Below are 18,258 nucleotides of genomic sequence, written 5' to 3' on the forward strand. Positions count from 1 at the left end.
GCGAACGCTGGAACCACGGCAAGGAGGCTGGGGACCAGACCGCCGCGCTACGCCAGACCCCGGTGTCGGGCAACGCCATGTTGAAGACCCAGGATCACTACCGGATCGAACGCGAAGAAACGCCCAACGAAATTCGTGCGCGCCTGCCGGTTGATCCGAACGAGTGGGACGCCAACAGCTATCACTCGGCCATGCTGCGCAGCCCGGAAAACCACCGCTGGGTCACGGCGATGGACATCGCCATCGGCCAGGCCGAGTGCCTCAACGACCCGGCCATGCGCGAGGTGCTGGTGGCCATAGCCGATTGGAAACTGGATGAAGATCGATACGAAAAACTCATCAAGCTACCCGGCTGGTCACGGCTTGACGTCAAGTCCCAGGCGCTGGTGTCGGCCAGTCATTGGTACTACCGGCTTGGAGAGTTTCCTTCCACCGAACTGGTGTCATTGGAGCCGCCGTCGCTGCTCGCGTGCGTCGTGAAGAAAGGAGCAGTCCGGTGAGGGAGCGTCAACTGCACACAAGAACCCGACCAACGCTGAAGGGCTATGTCTGGGTAGCCCTGCTATTGACTACTGCATGGCTCGGTTTCGTCGGATTCGTTTACTACAAGGCACAGGTCGATAACGTGAACATTCATGACATAGGTTCAGTCCTGCGCTGGGGCCTCGCCGGTATTCTCGGGGTATTGGGAGCCGCTTACGGCGTGCACTGGTGGGCTAATGCCGTAGCCAATGAAAAGGCCGAGCTTGCCGCCTACAAGGCAACGGTCATGGCCCAGAACGAGGAGCACCGGGCCACCTATAAACGGACCTATGCGCTGGAAATACGCGGCACCGGTATTGCGGTCGATGCTTGGCATCAATCAAACATCTGGCGGCAGGTTCAACGCAAAAACGACAATTTTTCTTCTATTTACTCACGAGACTCTGAAGACTATAAAGCCTCGGTGGATTACCGGGAGATCACCCAAGCGGTCGCTATTCGCGTGGCATTCCAACATTCGGCCGGCAACGCCGTGGCCTACTGGCCGATCCCGACCTTCGCCATCGCCCCGCCCAAGCAACCTGAAGACACCGGGGCTTCCAGCAACATCCTCGGTGGCCGCAACGCTGCGACCCTGGGCGTCACCCTGTTTCTCTGGCAGGAGGCCGAAAACACCACCCATGCCCAGGGCATGATCGAGCGGCTGTTCGCATTTTTTGATGACAACTCCAAGCCGCCGCAGGCGCTGATCATCAGCCGGGACGGCGATGTCACCCGCAGTGCCTATCGCGTGCCCGGGACCCCCGGCCTGCAAAACGTCCATGTCGTGCCCACAGTGTTCGAAAGCATGACCGGTCTGCTGGTGGCCCGCACGGACCGGGTGGAGCGCTACATCCGCCCTTATGCCACGGATACGCGTGAGAACAACCAGGACAAAACCAGCGACCTGGGCAAGTTGTGGGCGTTCTATTGGAAAAACACCACGGCATCCAGGACGGTGTATGAAGCGCAAGAACGTGCCAAAGGCGCTAAAAACCCCATAGGCCCCGGCACCATGTCCACCGCCTACTGGCACTCGCAACTCCCCAGCCTTTGGCAAACCCTGAGCAACCGCGGCCCTGGCTACTTCGAACCGTCGCCCTGGCTACCGGTACGCTGGGCCCGGCATCAACTCAAGGAGTTCGACGCCTCGCCAGTGCTCGGCTATCTGCACCGCCCGATCAAAGTCGTGCTGCACGACGAACAGGGCCAACGCCTCAAACCCGCACTACGGGCCAAAGCCCTGCAAGCCGGTTGGCTCGAAGCCCTGGCGAGCCTGCCCGAAGGGGAACAGCCGGTACGGGTGTTTTACGACAGCACCGACAATATCGATGGTGAGATCGCCCTGACCAACGCCCTGCACACCCTCAACACCGATGGCCATGGCCTTGAGCTGGGTAATGTCGACGAGGGCTACGACATCGGCCGGCGCCTGGGCAACACCGGGGTCAGCAGCGCCCTGGTACAGATCAACCTGGCGACCATCGCCAGCTACCAGAACGGCGGCGTCAGCGCCGTGGTCTATGCCGGCGCGGACGGCAGCCTGAGCGTGCAGATGGTCCGGCCTCCGGATCAGGCGCGCAAGGCAAAGAACCAGGAAACCCGCGGGGTTGATCCGTTCATGTTCGGCGCGCCGGGGCCGAGGACATGAATTCAGACAGCAAACCGTTGCAGAAAATCTCGCTGTTGCTGCCAGGCCAGCGCCTGAACCACTGGCTTGAACCTGACCACACTCCCCGGCAGCAATTGCGCCAGCCGCGCCAACGCCAACGGCGTCAACGCCCCCAGCCGCGGATAGCCACCAATGGTCTGGCGATCGTTGAGCAGCACGATCGGCTGCCCATCCGGCGGCACCTGCACCGCCCCTAGCGGAATCCCCTCGGAAATCATCGGCGCGCCCTGATACTGCAATGCCGGCCCCAGCAAACGCATGCCCATGCGGTCGGCACGACTATCCAGGGTCCAGTCACGGTTGAACGCTTCAAACAGGCTTGTGCCGCTGAAGTCGCCGATCTGCGCCCCCAGCACCAGGTCGAGTGCGCTGGCGTCAGTGAGGACTGGCCGCAACGTCTCCGGCACTGTTTTCAAGGCTGGCGCCACACCGCCATACTCAAGCTGTTGCCCTTTTGACAGTGCCGAACCGAGGCCATCAAGGCCACCCAGCTCCTCGCGTACCACACTGGCACAACTGCCCAGCACCTGCGGCGCGGTAAAACCTCCAGGCGCAGCCAGATACGCCCGAGCGCCCTGCAGCGGCTGATTCAGGCGCAGGCGCTGGCCTCTGTTGAGGGTAAAGCTGGACCAGGGCTTGAGCGGCTCACCGTCGATACGCGCATCCAGGTCAGCACCTGCCAGCGCCAGACAGCAATCCTCCTCAGCAACCAGACTGAAGCCGCCGAGGGTGACTTCCACCACCGCAGCCTCGCCAGGATTGCCCAGCAGCCAGTTGGCCCAGCGCATCGACACCCAGTCCAGCGCCCCGCCCTGAGTCACGCCCAGATGACGTACGCCAAAACGCCCAGCATCCTGCAACAGGCACAGCGGCGTGCTGGCCTCGATCGACAAGCGGCTCATGCCAAAGCCTCCAGCGGGGTATCGTCGCCGCCCAGGTTGATGAAGGTAGCGTGATCCACGGCCACGAAACGCACCCGGTCGCCCGGCTGCAACAGGCTATAGCCGTCACGCTGACGGTCGAAGAGTTTGCTCGGGGTGCGGCCGATCAGGTTCCAGCCACCGGGCGAGACCGCCGGGTAGGCTGCGGTCTGGCGCTCGGCGATGCCCACGCTGCCGGCTGCCACGCGTTTGCGCGGGGTCGCCAGGCGCGGCGCGGCCAAGGCTTCTTCAACCAGGCCCATGAAGGCGAAACCGGGGGCAAAACCAAGGGCAAACACCTGATACTCGCGTTCGCTATGACGGCGCACGATATCGGCCACCGACGTTTGGCAACGCTCGGCCAGCAAGCTCAGCTCCGGACCGACACTCAGGTCGTACCAGACCGGAATCTCGTGCTGGTGCCCTCCACTGCCATTGTCCGCCTGCAGGTTCTCCAGCGCTTCGCGTACCAAGGTGCGGGCCTGCTCCGGCGACAGTTGCAGCAGGTCGAAATGCACCATCACCGTGGTATAGGACGGCACCAGATCAATCAGCTGTTTGCCGAACACCGCACGCAAACGCTGACTGGCCGCCAGCATCCAGGGCATGTTGGCTTCATCGATAGCGTCGAACAACCGTACCATCAGGCAATCGATGGCGACCGTTTCAATCCGGTAACTCATGACGCCACCAGGGCATCAAGGGCCTGGCGGATCTGCTGGACCGCGGCGACGGAACTGTCATTGTCACCATGCACGCACAGGGTCTGCGCTTGCAGGTGCAGCTCGCTGCCGTCGACGGCGATCAGCGCCTCGCCACGGGCCAGGCGCAGGGCCTGGTCGACAATCTGCGCCGGATCGTGATGCACCGCGCCCGGCAGGCGCCGCGATACCAGGTGACCGGCGGCATCGTAGGCACGGTCGGCAAAGGCCTCGAACCACAAAGTAACGCCGTACTCATCGCCCAGCGCCTGCGCGGCGCTGTTGTCGGCGGTGGCCATGAGCATCAGCGGCAGTTGCCGGTCATAACTGGCCACCGCTTCAATCACTGTCCGCAGCGTGAGCGGATCAGCCATCATGTCGTTGTACAGCGCACCATGGGGTTTGACGTAGGTCACGCGCGTGCCCTGGGTGCGGCAGATGCCATCCAGCGCACCGATCTGGTAGTGCAGCAGGTCGCGGATCTCCTCGGCGCTGCAGGCCATGGAGCGGCGGCCGAAGCCGGCCAGGTCCTGATAGGCCGGGTGGGCGCCGATGCGCACGTTGCTGGCGATGGCCAGGGCCACGGTCTTGCGCATGATCCCCGGATCCCCGGCATGGAAACCACAGGCGATGTTGGCGCAATCAACGAAGGGCATGACCTGGGCGTCCAGGCCCATGGTCCAGCTGCCGAAACTCTCACCCATGTCGCAATTCAGTAGTAGGCGGCTCACGTCTGTCACTCCTTCAGGCTCGGCCTTATTGGGCTTCAAGTTCTTTGCCGCGGGTTTCCGGCAGGCTCAGTGCCGCCAGAATTACCACCCCGTAGGACACCGCGGCAAATGCGCCGATACCCAGGCCCAACGGGATCTTCTGGCTGAGCATACCGATCAGCAGCGGGAAGAACGCCGCCAGGGCGCGGCCGATGTTGTAGCAGAAGCCCTGCCCCGAACCACGGATACGGGTGGGGAAGAGTTCGGTGAGGAACGCGCCCATGCCGCTGAAAATCCCCGAGGCGAAGAAGCCCAGCGGGAAGCCCAGCCACAGCATCACGCCATCGCTGACCTGCATCTGGGTGTACAGCAGGACGATGATGAACGAGCCCACGGCGAACAGGATGAAGTTCTTTTTACGGCCCAGCAGGTCGGTAAGGTAGGCACTGATCACATAGCCGATGTACGAGCCGAAGATCACCATGGCCAGGTAGCCACCGGTGCCGAGCACGCTCAGACCGCGCTCGTTCTTGAGAAAGGTCGGCAGCCAGGAGGTAATGGCGTAGTAGCCGCCCAAGGCACCGGTGGTCAGCAGCGAAGCGCGAATCGTGGTGAAGAGCATGCCAGGGGCGAAAATCTCATAGAAATGCGACGGCGCTTCGGTTTTTTCCGCCGCCTTGGCCAGGCGGTAGATTTCCGGATCCTTGACCAGGCGGCGGACGAAGATGACGAATACCGCAGGCACGATACCCAGCAGGAACAGCGCGCGCCAGGCGTCTTCAGGCGGCAGCAGGGTGAACAGCACGGCATAGAGAATCGCCGTCAGGCCCCAGCCGATGGCCCAGCCAGACTGCACCATACCCACAGCCTTGCCACGGTCTTTGGCGCGGATGACTTCACCGATCAGCACGGCACCGGCCGTCCACTCACCGCCAAAACCGAAGCCCATCAGGGTACGGGCGATCAGCAACTGCTCATAGTTCTGGGCGAAGCCGCAGAGGAAGGTGAAAAAGGCGAACCACAGCACCGTCAGTTGCAGGGTGCGTACCCGACCGATGCGGTCGGAGAGGATGCCGGCGATCCAGCCGCCGAGGGCCGAGGCGATCAGGGTGCTGGTGTGGATCAACCCGGCTTCGGCGGTGGTGATTCCCCACAGCGCGATCAGGGTGGGGATGACGAAGCTGAGCATCTGGGTGTCCATGCCATCCAGGCCATAACCGATCTTGCAGCTCCAGAAGGTCCGGCGTTCCTGCTTGTTGATGTTGCGGTACCAGTCGAAAGGCCCCGCCACTGACCTGGATTTGACCTGTTGCTGCACGCCCGATGGGTTCATGGTTGCCTCAGCTTGTTGGTATTGTTTTAAAGGCGGCGATCTTTGTCGCAACCGTGACCGTCATTTTTCGATGGGGGCGCATCCCCGTCCAACGAGAAAAACCAGCGGTCTGGCATAAGAAAAAATTGATCAGTGAGCGCACCATGAACCTCAAGTTCCTTGAAACCTTCGTCTGGGTTGCCCGTCTCAAGAGCTTTCGTCTGACCGCCGAAAAGCTCTTCACCACTCAGGCGTCGATCTCCAGCCGCATCGCCGCGCTTGAGGCCGACCTCGGGGTCAAGCTGCTGCTGCGCGATTCCCGTGGGGTCAGCTTGACGCCTGAGGGCAGCAAGGTGCTTGAGTACGCCGAGCAAATGCTCGACACCGCCAAGGCGCTCAAGCAATCGCTGGACAGTGACCGGGCCAAGGTTGGGCGAATCCGCCTGGGGGTGATGGACACGGTGATCCATACCTGGATGAGCCCGCTGGTCTCGGAACTGATGGAGCGTTACCCGCAAGTTGAAATCGAGTTGGTCGCCGATACCGCGCTCAATTTGCGCGAACAACTGCAAAAAGGCTTTCTCGATGTGATCCTGCAAACCGACCTGCTGCGCCAGGAATCGATCCGCAGCCTGGACCTGGCGCGCTACCCCATGGGCTGGATCGTCGCCAGCCAGTCGATCTACAACCGCGACTATGGCTCCCTCGCCGAGCTTGCCCGTGAGCGCATCGTGACCTTTTCGAAAAACTCCCGGCCGCACCAGGAAGTGCTCAGCCTGCTGCAGGCCGAAGGCGTCAGTGCACCACGCCTGAACTGTGTGAACTCGGTGGCGGCGATCACGCGCTTGCTGCGTGACGGCTTTGGAATCGGCGCCCTGCCCCCGGCCCTGGTCAGCGAAGAACTTGCCAGGGGTGAACTCACCCTGCTGCCGCTGGCGCAACAACCACCGAGCCTGGAGCTGGTGGTGGCCTGGCAGACCGGGGTGGAGCTGGTCGATGAAGTGGTAGCGCTGTGTCGCAATGTGCTCGAGCGCTATGCCGCCAATGCCGGGCCAGAGCGGATAAAACTGGTTTAGCGCCAGCTCTCCGCCACCGGTTTGCGACGGCCACCGAGCACCACCCAGCCAACCAGCAACAACAGGCTTTCCACCAGCAGCGCCAGCAGCAAGGCACAACTCAGCCCCCAGGCCATGGCCTCGGGCGCCAGGAGAATCTGGTAGCTGTAACCCTTGAGGGTCTCTTCGCGCAGCTGGCTGTCGGCGTTCACCAGCACATGCCAGGTCCGCTGTAGCCAGGGGCCCTGGAGAATCTGCCACTCCTGCTCGAACAGGCGATTGCGGATCAACAGGCTGTCGATGCTGTTGGCATCGCTGTTGAACACCGGATCGTCGCTGCTGCGGTAGTGACGCACCAGAGCTTGCAGGTCGCCATTGAAGAAACGCCTGGCGGTCGCCTCGAAACCCTTGAGGCCCTCGCGAGACTCAAGCAGGTGCGCCTCGACCCGCTGGCTGTAGTCATTGATCAGGCCAGGCACCTGCACCCCTACCAGCAACCCGAAGGTGAACAGCAGTAACCGCAGGTAACTTCTGAACATCGGCTATTCCTTAGCGTTGACCCTGGGCAATGCACTCACCGCGGCGCCACAGCGCCCACTGACCGGGCTCGTAGCGCTGCCAGGTCTCGTTCTCGGTGAGCGCCTCGGTGGCGATCACCGTGACTACGTCATTGGGGGTGGTTTCGGCCTGAAAGTCGACGATCATATCTACATCTTTCAGGCGCGCCGGCCCGAACGGGGCACGGCGGGTGATATGCACAAGCTTGGTCGAGCAAAAGCAGAACAGCCAGTCGCCGTCGCTGAGCAGGCAGTTGAACACGCCCTTGCCACGGTACTCGGCGCAGGCCTCGACCAGCACAGGCAGGAGCACTTCGACGGCAACCGGCTCCGGGAATGCCTCGCGTATGCGGTTGAGCAAATCGCAGAACGCCGCTTCGCTGTCGGTGTCACCAATCGGCCGATAGAAGGTCGCCTGGCCCTGGAACTCGCCGAGCTGACCGTTATGGGCGAAACACCAGTTGCGCCCCCACAGTTCACGCACGAACGGATGGGTGTTGGACAGGCAGACCTGGCCAACGTTGGCCTGGCGAATGTGGCCGATCACCACTTCGCTCTTGATCGGATAACGCTGGACCAGGTTGGCCACTTCCGATTCGCAACTCGCCGCCGGGTCCTGGAACAGGCGCAGACCGCGACCTTCATAGAAACCAATGCCCCAGCCGTCGCGATGCGGGCCGGTGCGGCCACCACGCTGCATCAGCCCGGTGAAGCTGAAAACAATGTCGGTCGGCACGTTGGCGCTCATGCCCAATAGTTCACACATGCTTGGCTGCTCCCGGGCAAAGACTACAAGCGCGGCTCGACCCGCGGACGGTTACCACCCAGGGGTGCTTCAGGCGGGTTGCGGTAGCGGTCGCGGTTATCGGCGGCAAAGGACTCAGCGGCCGGGGCCTCTTCAGCTTCGCGCTTGGCGGCGGCCTCGGCCTGCTCACGGCGGGCTTTGGCGCGTTTTTCCAGCGGCCAGCGCAGCACCACGAAGACCCCGTACAAGGCAAAGGCAATCATGCCGTACATGGCCAGGTCGGCGGCGGCGCGCAAGACGTTGTTACCCACCTTGAACAACAGGTCGAGGGCAGTAATGGCGATGGCGGGGGCGAACTTGTCCTTGACCGGAGCAATGATCGTCGGGGTCAGCAACAAGACTGCCATCAGTACCCGCAGCGGTTCGCGCAACCAGCGCCACATCCAGCGGGTCAGGCGAAAGCCCACCGCCAGGCAACCCAGGGCAGCCAGGGCATAAAGGCCCCAGGCGAGCAGATAGTCGTTCTCGGTCATGGTGTCCGTGGCAAGCTAGGCAAATAGACGCTTATGATAAACACATTTCAGCGCGCAGGCGCCCCCCAGCCAAGAGATCCCCGCATGTCCGCAGATGCCACCATTCCCCGCGCCCCGATTGCCCGCAAGACCGAAGGCGCTGATCCCTATGCCTGGCTTCAGGAACGCGACAGCCCCGAAGTCATCGAGTACCTGAACGCCGAGAACACCTACCAGCAAGCCCAACTGGCTGATCAGGCCACCCTGCGCGAGCAATTGTTCGAAGAAATCAAAGGCCGGATCCTCGAAACCGACCTGTCGCTGCCTTCGCCCTGGGGCCCCTACCTCTACTACAGCCGCACCACCGCGGGCGAAGAATACCCACGCCATTACCGTTGCCCACGTCCGGCGGATGACTCGAACACGGTCGACGAAAGCCAGGAAGAACTGCTGCTGGACCCTAACCAGCTGGCCAACGGCGGCTTTCTCTCCCTCGGTGCCTTCAATGTCAGCCCGGACCACCAGCGCCTGGCCTACAGCCTCGACACCACGGGCGACGAAATCTACACCCTGTACATCAAAGACCTGACCAGCGGTGCCATCGAGCAACTGCCCTTCGAAGACTGCGACGGCAGCATGACCTGGGCCAACGACAACCAGACGCTGTTCTTTGCCGAACTGGACGACACCCACCGCCCGCACAAGCTGCTGCGCCATCGCCTCGGCCGCGAAGGCTGCCAGGTGGTGTTCGAGGAGGCCGACGGACGCTTCTTTCTGCATTGCTACCGGGCCAGCTCTGAACGCCAACTGATCCTGCTGCTCAACAGCAAGACCACCAGTGAAGCCTGGGTGCTCGACGCCGAGCAGCCTGACGGCGACTTCACCTGCCTGGCACCACGGGTCGAAGACCACGAATACTTCCCCGACCACGGCCAGCTCGACGGCCAGTGGCGCTGGTTCATCCGCACCAACCAGGATGGCATCAACTTCGCCCTGTACCAGGCCGGCAGTGACCAGGTGCCGAGCCGCGAACAGTGGCAACTGCTGGTGCCCCACCGCGACCACGTCATGCTCGAAGGCCTGAGCCTCAACGCCAGTGCCCTGAGCCTGAGCCTGCGCGAAGGCGGCCTGCCGATCATCGAAGTCCACCCGCACGGCCTTGCGCCTTATCGGGTGGAGTTGCCGGATGCGGCCTACAGCCTCTACGTACAGGACAGCCTGGAATTTTCCAGCACCCGTATCCGTCTGCGCTACCAGGCCCTGAACCGCCCGGCCCAGGTGCGCCAGCTGGAGCTTGCCGACGGCGCCCAGCAGGTCCTCAAGGAAACCCCGGTGCTCGGCCCCTTCGACCCCGACGCCTACGTCAGCCAGCGCCTGTGGGCCACGGCCGGTGACGGTACCCAGGTGCCGATCAGCCTGGTGCAGCGCCGCAGCGACCTGGGCAAGCCGGTGCCGTTGTACCTGTATGGTTACGGCGCCTATGGCGAAAGCCTCGACCCGTGGTTCTCGCATGCCCGCCTGAGCCTGCTTGATCGTGGTGTGGCCTTCGCCATTGCTCATGTGCGCGGCGGTGGCGAACTGGGCGAAGCCTGGTACCGGGCTGGCAAGCAGGAACACAAACACAACACCTTCAGCGACTTCATCGCCTGTGCCGAACACCTGATTGCCCAAGGCGTGACCCGCGCCGATCAACTGGCCATCAGTGGCGGCAGCGCCGGCGGTCTGCTCATCGGTGCGGTGCTCAACCAGCGCCCCGAGCTGTTCAAGGCGGCGATTGCCGAAGTACCGTTTGTCGACGTGCTCAACACCATGCTCGACCCGGAGCTGCCGTTGACCATCACCGAGTACGACGAGTGGGGCAACCCTGAAGACCCAGAGGTGTATGAGCGGATCAAGGCTTACGCGCCTTACGAGAACGTCAAGGCCCAGGCCTACCCGGCGCTGCTGGTAGTCGCAGGTTACAACGACAGCCGCGTGCAGTACTGGGAAGCCGCCAAGTGGGTGGCCAGGCTGCGGGTGACCAAGACCGACAACAACCTGTTGCTGCTCAAGACCGAAATGGACGCCGGGCATGGTGGCATGAGCGGACGTTATCAAGGCCTGCGGGATGTGGCGCTGGAGTATGGGTTCGTTTTTAAAGTGCTTGGCGTGGTGTAAATCGCAAATTCTGTTGTCTGATCGCGAACACAGGATTACGAGGCTTTTTGTAGGAGCGGATTTATCCGCGATGGACTGCGTAGCAGTCCCATTTCTGGGGCCGCTACGCGCCCCTTCGCGGATAAATCCGCTCCTACAATAAAAAGCAGACACCACAAATCAACAAGAAACGACCGCAAATGCCTGAACCGACCCATCTGAACAACGAAATCCGCGACATGCTCATGGACTGCGGCCTGTTCGACCAGCTGCAACCCGGCGACTTCCAGCACGCCGCCGGTTACTTCAGCATCGCCACCCTGAGCGCTGGCGAGGAAATCTTCGCCGAGGGCGATGCCGGCACCTTCATGTGCATCATCCACCACGGCACTGTCTCAGTGCGCAAAACCGACAGCGAGCAGCAACAGGTGGAAATCGCCACCCTGCGCAAGGGCCGGGCGATTGGCGAAATGGCCGTGCTCGACGGCGAGCGGCGCTCGGCCAGTTGTGTGGCCGCCAGCGACTGCCAGCTATTGAGCCTGGGCAAGGACTCACTGGAAAAGATGATCAACGACGCGCCGAAAATCGCCGCCAAGATCATTCGCGCCCTGGCCGTGGCCCTGTCCCGACGCTTGCGCATGCAGGACGGCCAGCGCCTGGCACAGGTCTAGTCAGCTTTCTTGCTCTTGCTGTCCTCAGGCGTCAGCCCCGGCAACGGCTGGTCCCTGGGCGGAGCAGGCACTTTGATAGCCGGCAGCAAGGGTGAACCCGGCCGCGCATCACCGGCCCGCGGCACACTACTGGGAGTGATCTGCGGGTAAGGTGTCGGCGTCGCAGTACCCGGCGCGCCCGGCACCGGCGCGATCGGCCGCGGTTGCAGGTCAGCGGCCAGCGTCGGCTGCACGCTGGCGAGGAACAGGATGGCGAGGGTCAGACAGCGCATACACAGACTCCTGGTAACACCTTCCCACAGGCTACTCCCAAGCGTAGCGGTTTGCCTGTCCGAATAGCCCGTCCTCACGCTAAACTTCCAGATATAACCGTAACAAGCCCGAGAAAAGGTAATCCCATGAGTTCGCCATCCTCTGCCGCCGCTACCGCCCGGCTCGACCGTATCCTCGCCGACGCCAAGCGCGACAAGGAGATGGGCTATCGCGACAAAGCCCTGAAAATGTACCCGCACGTCTGTGGTCGTTGCGCCCGCGAGTTTGCCGGCAAGCGCCTGAGCGAGCTGACCGTGCATCACCGTGACCACAACCACGACAACAACCCCCAGGACGGTTCCAACTGGGAGCTGCTGTGCCTGTACTGCCACGACAACGAGCACTCGCGCTACACCGACCAGCAGTACTTCAGCGAAGGCTCGACCAGCAGCCCGAGCATTGCCAAGGCCACGCACAACCCGTTCGCCGGGCTGGCCGGGCTGCTGAAGAAGGACTGAGCGCAATCCCCTGCCCCCACAGTGCCGGCAAGCCCGTATAATCGCGTTCTTTTTTGCGAAGGGCCCCGGCACGTGGCGAACAAACGGTACAGCTGCATTGGTCTGTTCAACCCCAAGTCAGCGGAGAACGTCGGTTCAGTGATGCGCGCAGCGGGTTGCTACGGCGTCAACTCGGTGTTCTACACCGGCAAGCGCTATGAGCGCGCCCGTGACTTTGTCACCGATACCAAGCGCGTGCATTACGACATTCCGCTGATCGGCATCGACGACCTGCAGAAGATCATCCCCCTGGGTTGCACACCAGTGGCCGTAGAGCTGATCGACGGCGCACGCCCGCTGCCCGAGTACACTCACCCAGACCGGGCGATCTACATCTTTGGCCCGGAAGACGGTTCCCTCGACCCCGACGTCCGGGCCTGGTGTGAAGAAACCATCTATATTCCGACCAACGGTTGCATGAACCTCGCGGCCACAGTCAACGTGGTGCTCTACGATCGACTGGCCAAGGGCCTGAACACCCGCTCCGGACCGAAATTCAAGTAACCCGAAGGAACAGCCCGGCGCCTGCGGTGGTCTGCTGAATATCATTGCCCCCGATTGGAGAATGACCATGTCCGATAACAAGACGTTGATCCGTGTCCCGCAAAGCCAACCCGACCACAACGTGCAGGGCTGGGAGCGTGCAGGCTCGGTGGCGGGTGGGGTGATCATGGTGGGCAAGGGCCTGCGCCGTGGCGGACTGTTCGGCCTGATACAGGTGGCCATCGGTGGCGTCGCCCTGGCCCGTGGCATCACCGGTCACAGCTCAATCAAAAGCCTGCTGGAGCGTGGCCGCAGTGACCTCGACAACTTGCGCGCGAATATCGAGCGCAACGGTGCCGAACTCGAAGCCCTCAAGGCCAGTGCCGACGCCGCCACCCGCACGGCCACGATCACCGGTAACGATTCGCTGAAGAACCCGAAAAGCTAACGCAGCAACTTGCTCGACAGCACTTCGGATTCGCGGCCCAGCACGCTTTCGCTGAGCTGGATGAACTCCTGGGTACTGACACTGTTCAGGCGCATCAGCGCCCGGGTGACATCGTCCAGCGAACGCTGGTTATGCGTGTGCAGGCGGATTTCCCGGTCGAGTGCCTGCAACAGCAGCACACCGCGCGCGGTCACCGCGCTGTCGGCCTCCTCGCCGCGCAGGCTGGTGACCTTGGCACCGCGCTGTTCAAGACCGGCCTGCTGGGCCTGGAAGCGCTCGTCGGTGATACCGCCGGCACGGCGCAGCAACTCGATGGCGTAATAGTCATTAATGCTTTCACTGAGCCAGTCGCTGCCTTCGCGATCATTGATCTGGGCAAAGACGTGCACCAGTTCCCGCAACAACGGACTTGAGCCGTTTTCACTGACCAGCGGCCGGCTGGTGTGCAGGTAGATTGAATTGTGCCCGGCCCGCGTGCCACGCCAGAGATGGTCGCGTGCGCCCACCAGCAGGAGTTTTGGCGGGTTGCGCGGGAACACCGCCTGCAGCTGCGGCCAGACGAAGGTCAACAGGGTCAGGTTATCCATTCGGCGCATCCCCTGGCCCTGGGGAGCGGCAACGCTGACCTCGGTCTCGCCCAGGCGCGCACGCCGGGTACCGATGGTGCCTGCGACCATCCAGCCAGTCGGGCGGTCGAACAACCGCGAAACATTGTCGATGCGAAAGCGCTGCTTGCCGATCCGCGGCCACGGCGTCTCGACGCTCTTCCAGCCGCTGGGCAGCTCGAAGCTCAGGCGTGCCACCAGTTCGGTGCCATCCTGCTGGTCAAGGCGTGCCGGGGGCACCAGATCGTCACCGCGAAACAGCGCCCAGTCCGCTGTCAGCCGGGTGTCATAACTGCCATTGCTCTGACGATGTGCCAGGCGCACGCGGTAGCTGAGCTGGCTCTTGCCCGGCGCCGGCTGCCAGCGGCCTCGCAGGCCTTCGCCTTGCAGCTGCCATTGGCCGTCGGCCTTGAAGTCGCTGTAGGCGCCCTCTTTGCCCAGATCGAAATCCAGACTGCGCACTGCCGCACCTTCGGCCAGGATCAGGCGTACTTCGGCCTGCTCGCTCTGGGGAATCAGGCGGACGTGATAGTCCAGATTGACCTTCTTCGCCCAGGCCGGCGAACTGGCCAGCAGGCCCAGGGCCAACAGCCAATGGCAATGCACACGCATACAGAAACTCCTTGTTCCCTTGACGCGATACCCGGCAAGCCTGGTCGGCTCAGCCGGCGCGGAAAATCAGATGATCTTCCCAGTCGTCTTCGTCAACGCTGTTTTCGCTCAACATTCGTCCGGACTGGGAAATACGCTGCTTGTGCACCTGCTGACGATCGCCACAGACCAGGTGGTGCCAGCTCGGCAGGTCCTTGCCTTCGCTGATCAGCCGATAACCACAGGTAGTCGGCAGCCATTTGAACTGGTCGGCCTTGCCCGGGGTCAGCTGGATGCAATCGGGCACCAGCTTGAGCCGGTTCGGGTAGTCGCTGCACTGGCAGGTATTGAGGTCCAGCAGTTTGCAGGCGATACGCGTGTAATAAACGCTGTTGTCGTCTTCGTCTTCAAGCTTTTGCAGGCAGCACAGGCCACAGCCATCACACAGCGACTCCCATTCCTGGCGGTCGAGCTGTTCGAGGGTTTTACGCTTCCAGAAGGAATTGGCGCTGGCAATCATGTAACGGGTGTCCTGTTTCAATAGAGACGCCGCATGCGGCGGCGCCAGTCTAGGGCGAGTCTTGCGGCAAAGCCAGACCGCTTGTCAGGGCTGGCGCGACCCAGTAGTTTGAGCGCCAGTTGCTCCCCACCTTTTCCGCCTTTTCAGGCCTTTTCAGGAACTCGCCATGAGTGCTAATCCTCGCGTTGCCGAACATGCCATCGACGATCAGTTCATCAAGCGCTGGTCGCCACGCGCCTTCACCGCCGAACCGATCAGCGAAGCCACCCTGCTGAGTTTCCTTGAAGCCGCACGCTGGGCCCCTTCGGCCTACAACTCGCAGCCTTGGCGCTTCCTGTATGCGCGCCGTGACACGCCGAACTGGGAGCGCTACCTGGGCCTGCTCAATGAGTTCAACCGCAGCTGGGCGCAGCATGCCTCGGCGCTGGTGATCGTCATTTCCAAGACCACCTTCGCAGCACCTGGCGCCAGCGAAGAAACCCCGGCCTTGTGGCACACCTTCGACACCGGTTCGGCCTGGGGTCACCTGGCCCTGCAGGCCAGCATCAGCGGTTGGCACACCCATGGCATGGCCGGCTTCGACCAGGAGCTGACCCGCAAGGAGCTGAAGATTCCTGAGGGTTATGCCCTGCATGCGGCGGTGGCGATTGGCAAACTGGGTGACAAGGCCAGCCTGGCTGAAGCCCTGCAGGCCCGTGAAGTGCCGAGCCCGCGCCGTCCGCTGAGCGAGCTGGCGGCTGAAGGCGATTTCACCTTGTAAGATTGATCGCGGGGCTTGCCCCGCGATGCTCTTAATATCCGCGCTGGAAATCCACTTCCCCGCGCAACGCTTCACCTGCCTGATACGCCCGCAGATTCTCGACAAACAGACGCACCATCGCCGTTGGCGAGGTCGGTGCAGAGCTGTGTCCGGTCAACAGCAAGCCCCAGGCGGTCCAGAACGGATGACGCGCCGGCAGCGGCTCCTGACGGCACACATCGATCACCGCGCCGGCCAGATGGCCCTGTTTCAACGCCTCGACCAGATCGCCATCGACCACCGCCACACCGCGTCCGGCGTTGATGAACAACGCCTCGGGATTGAAGAGGGCGAACAACGCGGCATCGTACAGGTCATGAGTTGCCGGGGTGTCGGGCAACAGGTTGACGACGTAATCGACTTCACCCACCAGACGCCCCAACTCACTCATGGCAGCCACTTCGATAAACGGAGCCTGCTCACGGGCCTGGCTGGCGATGCCGTAGAGTTTGACGCCAAAAGGCAAGAGAAACTCGGCGACCCGCTGACCGATGTCACCAGTTCCAACAATCAGTGCCCGCCGTCCTTCCAGACTACGGCCAGGGCGATCATCCCATTTGCGCTCGACCTGACTAACCAGGCGCGCCATGACTTCCCTCTCATGGCCAAGCATATAAGTCAGTACGTACTCGGCCATCACCTGGCCGAAGATGCCGACCGCACGGGTCAGGCGATAGTCACGTTGCAGGCCGTCAGCCAGCAGCGGGGTGATCCCGGCCCAGGTCGACTGCAGCCATTGTGGCTGGTGGCCCTGGCGCAACAAGGTCGCCAACAGGTCCGGCTGTCCCAGCCACACCGGGCATTGAGCGGCCTGATCGGCCAGTTCGGCCGAGTCACCGCTGGTCAGCACCTCTAGCTCCGGTGCAGCTTCACGCAGCAGGCGAGCGTAGAGGGCATGATCCTGTTCAGCGATCAAAACACGCATGTCTTTACAACCTTGGCAGAAACATCGAAGGCCGCCAGGCCTTGGGCCTTGGCGGCATCACAGCAGGCAGGCCGGGTTCAGACCGGATCGTTGCGTCGCAGCAGTTCTTCGGGCAGGTGCTCGATGTACTCATCTTCGACGGGCGGCATCTGCAGGTGATAGCCCTGCCCCTCAAGGTTCTCCAGAACCTTGGTGATGTCTTCGCGGGCCAGCTGGCGTTCCGGGGTGAGCACCAGGTCAAAGGCATGCACCGGCTTGCCGAAGAACGGCAGCAGGGCTTCCGGTACGCGCTCCAGACCATCGGCCTTGAGCACGTAGAGGTACATTTCGTTTTTGCGCGGGCTCTTGTAGATCGAGCAGATACGTTTCATTGCGATTCTCCAGCGCTGGACAGGCAGTCGAGCAGCGCTTGCCCCATGCGTTCACGGCGCCAGCCACGCAGCGACTCGGGGAGTTGATAAGGTCCGTTGGGGTAACCGCTCTTGAGCAGCAACTCGAGGATTTTCTTGCGCAACATCAGCTCCGGGGCGATGTTCAGGCGCTCGGCCTCGGCCTGGCCGATGGCGCGCAGTTGCTTGAGCAACGCCGAGGCTTCGATCGGCAGCGGCTCGGGCACCGCCGGTGGCCACTCCGACGGCGGCAGGCTGGCGGCCTTTTTGATCAGATCGAGGAGGAATTCACCGTCCTGACGAATGGTGCGCGGGTGCATGTCTTCGATTTTCGCCAGCGCTGACAGCGAGTCCGGCTGGGTGCGGGCCATGGGCCACAAGGCGTTTTCACGGACGATGCGGTTACGCGGCAGGTCGCGAGCGCGCGCTTCGCGTTCACGCCAGGCGCACAGCTCACGCAGTACGGCCAGTTGCGCACGAGAAAGCTTCCAGGCCAGCTTGGCATCGCGGTACAGCTCATAGGGGTCGGTTTCCCGACGCAACTGCGCCACCAGCTCGGCGCCGTCTTCCAGCACCCAGGCGTTCTTGTCGTCCGACAGTTGCGGGCGCAGGCGCTCGTAGAGTTCGGCCAGGTGCACCGCGTCTTCAGCTGCGTAGCTCACCTGAGTCTCCGACAACGGGCGTTGCAGCCAGTCGGAACGGGTCTCGCCCTTGGGCAGTTCGATGCCGAGTACTTCCTGGACCAGGCGTGAGTAGCCCATGGAGAAACCCAGGTTCAGATAACCTGCAGCCAGTTGCGTGTCGAACAGCGGGGCCGGCAGGCTGCCGGTCAGGCGCGAAAGCACCTCGAGGTCTTCGCTGCAAGCGTGCAGCACCTTGATGACCTGGGTGTCTTCCAGCAGTTCGGCCAGCGGTTGCCAGTTGCTGATGCGCAACGGATCGATCAAAAAGGCACGCGCCCCGTCGCCGACCTGGATCAACCCGGCAATCGGATAGAAGGTATCAACCCGCATGAACTCGGTGTCGACTGCCACGAACGGCAGCTTGCGCCACTGCTGGCAGTGTTCGGCCAGGCTGCTGTCGTCGCAAATCCAGTGTATTTCGATGGCCACAAGGCTCTCCCACAAACAATGGCGCGCAGTATATACGCCGCAGGCCATCGCCGGGAAACCGCTC

General features: G+C 62.6%; 22 protein-coding genes. 9 read left to right on the plus strand and 13 right to left on the minus strand.

Annotated elements, in window-relative coordinates:
• A partial coding sequence (locus ACO6VD_RS02880) for an effector protein Tle3 domain-containing protein (protein WP_422416923.1) occupies positions 1-500 on the plus strand: 500 nt, incomplete at its 5' end.
• The gene (locus ACO6VD_RS02885; RefSeq protein WP_422416925.1) at positions 497-2,173 is read left to right on the plus strand and encodes a type VI lipase adapter Tla3 domain-containing protein; all 1,677 of its coding nucleotides are present in this window, start codon (positions 497-499) and stop codon (positions 2,171-2,173) included. The genes ACO6VD_RS02880 and ACO6VD_RS02885, both read left to right, overlap by 4 nt.
• A gap of 2 nt (positions 2,174-2,175) precedes the next feature.
• Here ACO6VD_RS02885 and ACO6VD_RS02890 read toward each other — a convergent pair whose 3' ends face one another.
• From ACO6VD_RS02890 to ACO6VD_RS02905, 4 genes are read right to left on the minus strand one after another with little or no spacing between them, the layout of a single operon-like run.
• Positions 2,176-3,096 (minus strand): biotin-dependent carboxyltransferase family protein, encoded by a 921-nt coding sequence (locus tag ACO6VD_RS02890; protein WP_422416927.1) that lies wholly within the window; start codon positions 3,094-3,096, stop codon positions 2,176-2,178.
• A complete protein-coding gene (pxpB, locus tag ACO6VD_RS02895; protein ID WP_422416928.1) occupies positions 3,093-3,797 on the minus strand; it encodes a 5-oxoprolinase subunit PxpB in 705 nt (234 codons plus the stop codon). Before pxpB ends, ACO6VD_RS02890 begins: the two co-directional genes overlap by 4 nt.
• Positions 3,794-4,546, minus strand: coding sequence for a 5-oxoprolinase subunit PxpA (locus ACO6VD_RS02900; RefSeq protein WP_422416930.1), 753 nt, complete (start codon positions 4,544-4,546; stop codon positions 3,794-3,796). The genes pxpB and ACO6VD_RS02900 overlap by 4 nt, the downstream gene beginning before the upstream one ends.
• Positions 4,547-4,571: 25 nt before the next feature.
• A complete protein-coding gene (locus tag ACO6VD_RS02905; protein WP_400174189.1) occupies positions 4,572-5,858 on the minus strand; it encodes an MFS transporter in 1,287 nt (428 codons plus the stop codon).
• Positions 5,859-6,001: 143 nt separating this feature from the next.
• Between ACO6VD_RS02905 and ACO6VD_RS02910 the strand changes: the two genes are divergently transcribed.
• A complete protein-coding gene (locus ACO6VD_RS02910) occupies positions 6,002-6,913 on the plus strand; it encodes a LysR family transcriptional regulator (RefSeq protein WP_422416931.1) in 912 nt (303 codons plus the stop codon).
• On the opposite strand, the gene ACO6VD_RS02915 is transcribed toward ACO6VD_RS02910, so the two are convergent.
• Genes ACO6VD_RS02915 through ACO6VD_RS02925 form a run of 3 tightly spaced genes read right to left on the minus strand, consistent with a single transcriptional unit; the run spans position 6,910 to position 8,727 of the window.
• On the minus strand, positions 6,910-7,431 hold the full coding sequence (locus tag ACO6VD_RS02915) for a DUF2937 family protein (protein WP_422416933.1): 522 nt from the start codon (positions 7,429-7,431) through the stop codon (positions 6,910-6,912). The genes ACO6VD_RS02910 and ACO6VD_RS02915 overlap by 4 nt on opposite strands.
• Before the next feature lie 10 nt (positions 7,432-7,441).
• Complete coding sequence (locus ACO6VD_RS02920) at positions 7,442-8,215, minus strand: class II glutamine amidotransferase (RefSeq protein ID WP_422416934.1); 774 nt, start codon at positions 8,213-8,215, stop codon at positions 7,442-7,444.
• Between the two features lie 23 nt (positions 8,216-8,238).
• Positions 8,239-8,727 carry an MFS transporter gene (locus ACO6VD_RS02925; protein WP_422416935.1) on the minus strand — a complete coding sequence of 163 codons (489 nt, stop codon included), beginning with the start codon at positions 8,725-8,727 and terminating at the stop codon, positions 8,239-8,241.
• An 84-nt stretch (positions 8,728-8,811) separates the two neighbouring features.
• Between ACO6VD_RS02925 and ACO6VD_RS02930 the strand changes: the two genes are divergently transcribed.
• Positions 8,812-10,863, plus strand: coding sequence for a S9 family peptidase (locus tag ACO6VD_RS02930; RefSeq protein WP_422416937.1), 2,052 nt, complete (start codon positions 8,812-8,814; stop codon positions 10,861-10,863).
• A 179-nt stretch (positions 10,864-11,042) separates the two neighbouring features.
• Positions 11,043-11,513 (plus strand): cyclic nucleotide-binding domain-containing protein, encoded by a 471-nt coding sequence (locus tag ACO6VD_RS02935; RefSeq protein WP_422416939.1) that lies wholly within the window; start codon positions 11,043-11,045, stop codon positions 11,511-11,513.
• On the opposite strand, the gene ACO6VD_RS02940 is transcribed toward ACO6VD_RS02935, so the two are convergent.
• Positions 11,510-11,785 (minus strand): hypothetical protein, encoded by a 276-nt coding sequence (locus tag ACO6VD_RS02940; protein WP_422416941.1) that lies wholly within the window; start codon positions 11,783-11,785, stop codon positions 11,510-11,512. The genes ACO6VD_RS02935 and ACO6VD_RS02940 overlap by 4 nt on opposite strands.
• Positions 11,786-11,911: 126 nt before the next feature.
• On the opposite strand from ACO6VD_RS02940, the gene ACO6VD_RS02945 reads away from it, so the two are divergent.
• The 3 genes from ACO6VD_RS02945 to ACO6VD_RS02955 all read left to right on the plus strand — a co-directional run bounded on the left by ACO6VD_RS02945 (position 11,912) and on the right by ACO6VD_RS02955 (position 13,253).
• Complete coding sequence (locus tag ACO6VD_RS02945) at positions 11,912-12,283, plus strand: YajD family HNH nuclease (RefSeq protein ID WP_400174049.1); 372 nt, start codon at positions 11,912-11,914, stop codon at positions 12,281-12,283.
• A 72-nt stretch (positions 12,284-12,355) separates the two neighbouring features.
• Complete coding sequence (locus ACO6VD_RS02950) at positions 12,356-12,826, plus strand: RNA methyltransferase (protein WP_400174048.1); 471 nt, start codon at positions 12,356-12,358, stop codon at positions 12,824-12,826.
• Between the two features lie 67 nt (positions 12,827-12,893).
• Positions 12,894-13,253 (plus strand): YgaP family membrane protein, encoded by a 360-nt coding sequence (locus tag ACO6VD_RS02955; RefSeq protein ID WP_422416943.1) that lies wholly within the window; start codon positions 12,894-12,896, stop codon positions 13,251-13,253.
• On the opposite strand, the gene ACO6VD_RS02960 is transcribed toward ACO6VD_RS02955, so the two are convergent.
• Positions 13,250-14,464 (minus strand): hypothetical protein, encoded by a 1,215-nt coding sequence (locus tag ACO6VD_RS02960; RefSeq protein ID WP_422417003.1) that lies wholly within the window; start codon positions 14,462-14,464, stop codon positions 13,250-13,252. The genes ACO6VD_RS02955 and ACO6VD_RS02960 overlap by 4 nt on opposite strands.
• A 55-nt stretch (positions 14,465-14,519) precedes the next feature.
• Complete coding sequence (locus tag ACO6VD_RS02965) at positions 14,520-14,969, minus strand: YcgN family cysteine cluster protein (protein WP_422416944.1); 450 nt, start codon at positions 14,967-14,969, stop codon at positions 14,520-14,522.
• Between the two features lie 166 nt (positions 14,970-15,135).
• Here ACO6VD_RS02965 and ACO6VD_RS02970 point away from each other — a divergent pair, with 166 nt between their 5' ends.
• The gene (locus ACO6VD_RS02970; protein WP_422416946.1) at positions 15,136-15,729 is read left to right on the plus strand and encodes a nitroreductase family protein; all 594 of its coding nucleotides are present in this window, start codon (positions 15,136-15,138) and stop codon (positions 15,727-15,729) included.
• A gap of 31 nt (positions 15,730-15,760) precedes the next feature.
• Here ACO6VD_RS02970 and ACO6VD_RS02975 read toward each other — a convergent pair whose 3' ends face one another.
• The 3 genes from ACO6VD_RS02975 to rnd all read right to left on the minus strand — a co-directional run bounded on the left by ACO6VD_RS02975 (position 15,761) and on the right by rnd (position 18,194).
• Complete coding sequence (locus ACO6VD_RS02975) at positions 15,761-16,693, minus strand: D-2-hydroxyacid dehydrogenase (protein ID WP_422416948.1); 933 nt, start codon at positions 16,691-16,693, stop codon at positions 15,761-15,763.
• Between the two features lie 77 nt (positions 16,694-16,770).
• Positions 16,771-17,064, minus strand: coding sequence for a YcgL domain-containing protein (locus ACO6VD_RS02980; protein WP_422416949.1), 294 nt, complete (start codon positions 17,062-17,064; stop codon positions 16,771-16,773).
• Complete coding sequence (gene rnd, locus ACO6VD_RS02985) at positions 17,061-18,194, minus strand: ribonuclease D (protein WP_422416951.1); 1,134 nt, start codon at positions 18,192-18,194, stop codon at positions 17,061-17,063. The genes ACO6VD_RS02980 and rnd overlap by 4 nt, the downstream gene beginning before the upstream one ends.
• Positions 18,195-18,258 lie beyond the last annotated feature (64 nt).

The organism is Pseudomonas sp. GZD-222, assembly GCF_049310525.1.
Classification (GTDB): domain Bacteria; phylum Pseudomonadota; class Gammaproteobacteria; order Pseudomonadales; family Pseudomonadaceae; genus Aquipseudomonas.

Coding starts and splice junctions, on each gene's coding strand:
- ACO6VD_RS02975 (WP_422416948.1), bottom strand. CDS start 16,693: ATGCGTGTTTTGATCGCTGAACAGGATCATGCCCTCTACGCTCGCCTG.
- ACO6VD_RS02915 (WP_422416933.1), bottom strand. CDS start 7,431: ATGTTCAGAAGTTACCTGCGGTTACTGCTGTTCACCTTCGGGTTGCTG.
- ACO6VD_RS02905 (WP_400174189.1), bottom strand. CDS start 5,858: ATGAACCCATCGGGCGTGCAGCAACAGGTCAAATCCAGGTCAGTGGCG.
- pxpB (WP_422416928.1), bottom strand. CDS start 3,797: ATGAGTTACCGGATTGAAACGGTCGCCATCGATTGCCTGATGGTACGG.
- ACO6VD_RS02980 (WP_422416949.1), bottom strand. CDS start 17,064: ATGAAACGTATCTGCTCGATCTACAAGAGCCCGCGCAAAAACGAAATG.
- ACO6VD_RS02890 (WP_422416927.1), bottom strand. CDS start 3,096: ATGAGCCGCTTGTCGATCGAGGCCAGCACGCCGCTGTGCCTGTTGCAG.
- ACO6VD_RS02910 (WP_422416931.1), top strand. CDS start 6,002: ATGAACCTCAAGTTCCTTGAAACCTTCGTCTGGGTTGCCCGTCTCAAG.
- ACO6VD_RS02965 (WP_422416944.1), bottom strand. CDS start 14,969: ATGATTGCCAGCGCCAATTCCTTCTGGAAGCGTAAAACCCTCGAACAG.
- ACO6VD_RS02925 (WP_422416935.1), bottom strand. CDS start 8,727: ATGACCGAGAACGACTATCTGCTCGCCTGGGGCCTTTATGCCCTGGCT.
- ACO6VD_RS02945 (WP_400174049.1), top strand. CDS start 11,912: ATGAGTTCGCCATCCTCTGCCGCCGCTACCGCCCGGCTCGACCGTATC.
- ACO6VD_RS02920 (WP_422416934.1), bottom strand. CDS start 8,215: ATGTGTGAACTATTGGGCATGAGCGCCAACGTGCCGACCGACATTGTT.
- ACO6VD_RS02930 (WP_422416937.1), top strand. CDS start 8,812: ATGTCCGCAGATGCCACCATTCCCCGCGCCCCGATTGCCCGCAAGACC.
- ACO6VD_RS02970 (WP_422416946.1), top strand. CDS start 15,136: ATGAGTGCTAATCCTCGCGTTGCCGAACATGCCATCGACGATCAGTTC.
- ACO6VD_RS02940 (WP_422416941.1), bottom strand. CDS start 11,785: ATGCGCTGTCTGACCCTCGCCATCCTGTTCCTCGCCAGCGTGCAGCCG.
- ACO6VD_RS02955 (WP_422416943.1), top strand. CDS start 12,894: ATGTCCGATAACAAGACGTTGATCCGTGTCCCGCAAAGCCAACCCGAC.
- ACO6VD_RS02935 (WP_422416939.1), top strand. CDS start 11,043: ATGCCTGAACCGACCCATCTGAACAACGAAATCCGCGACATGCTCATG.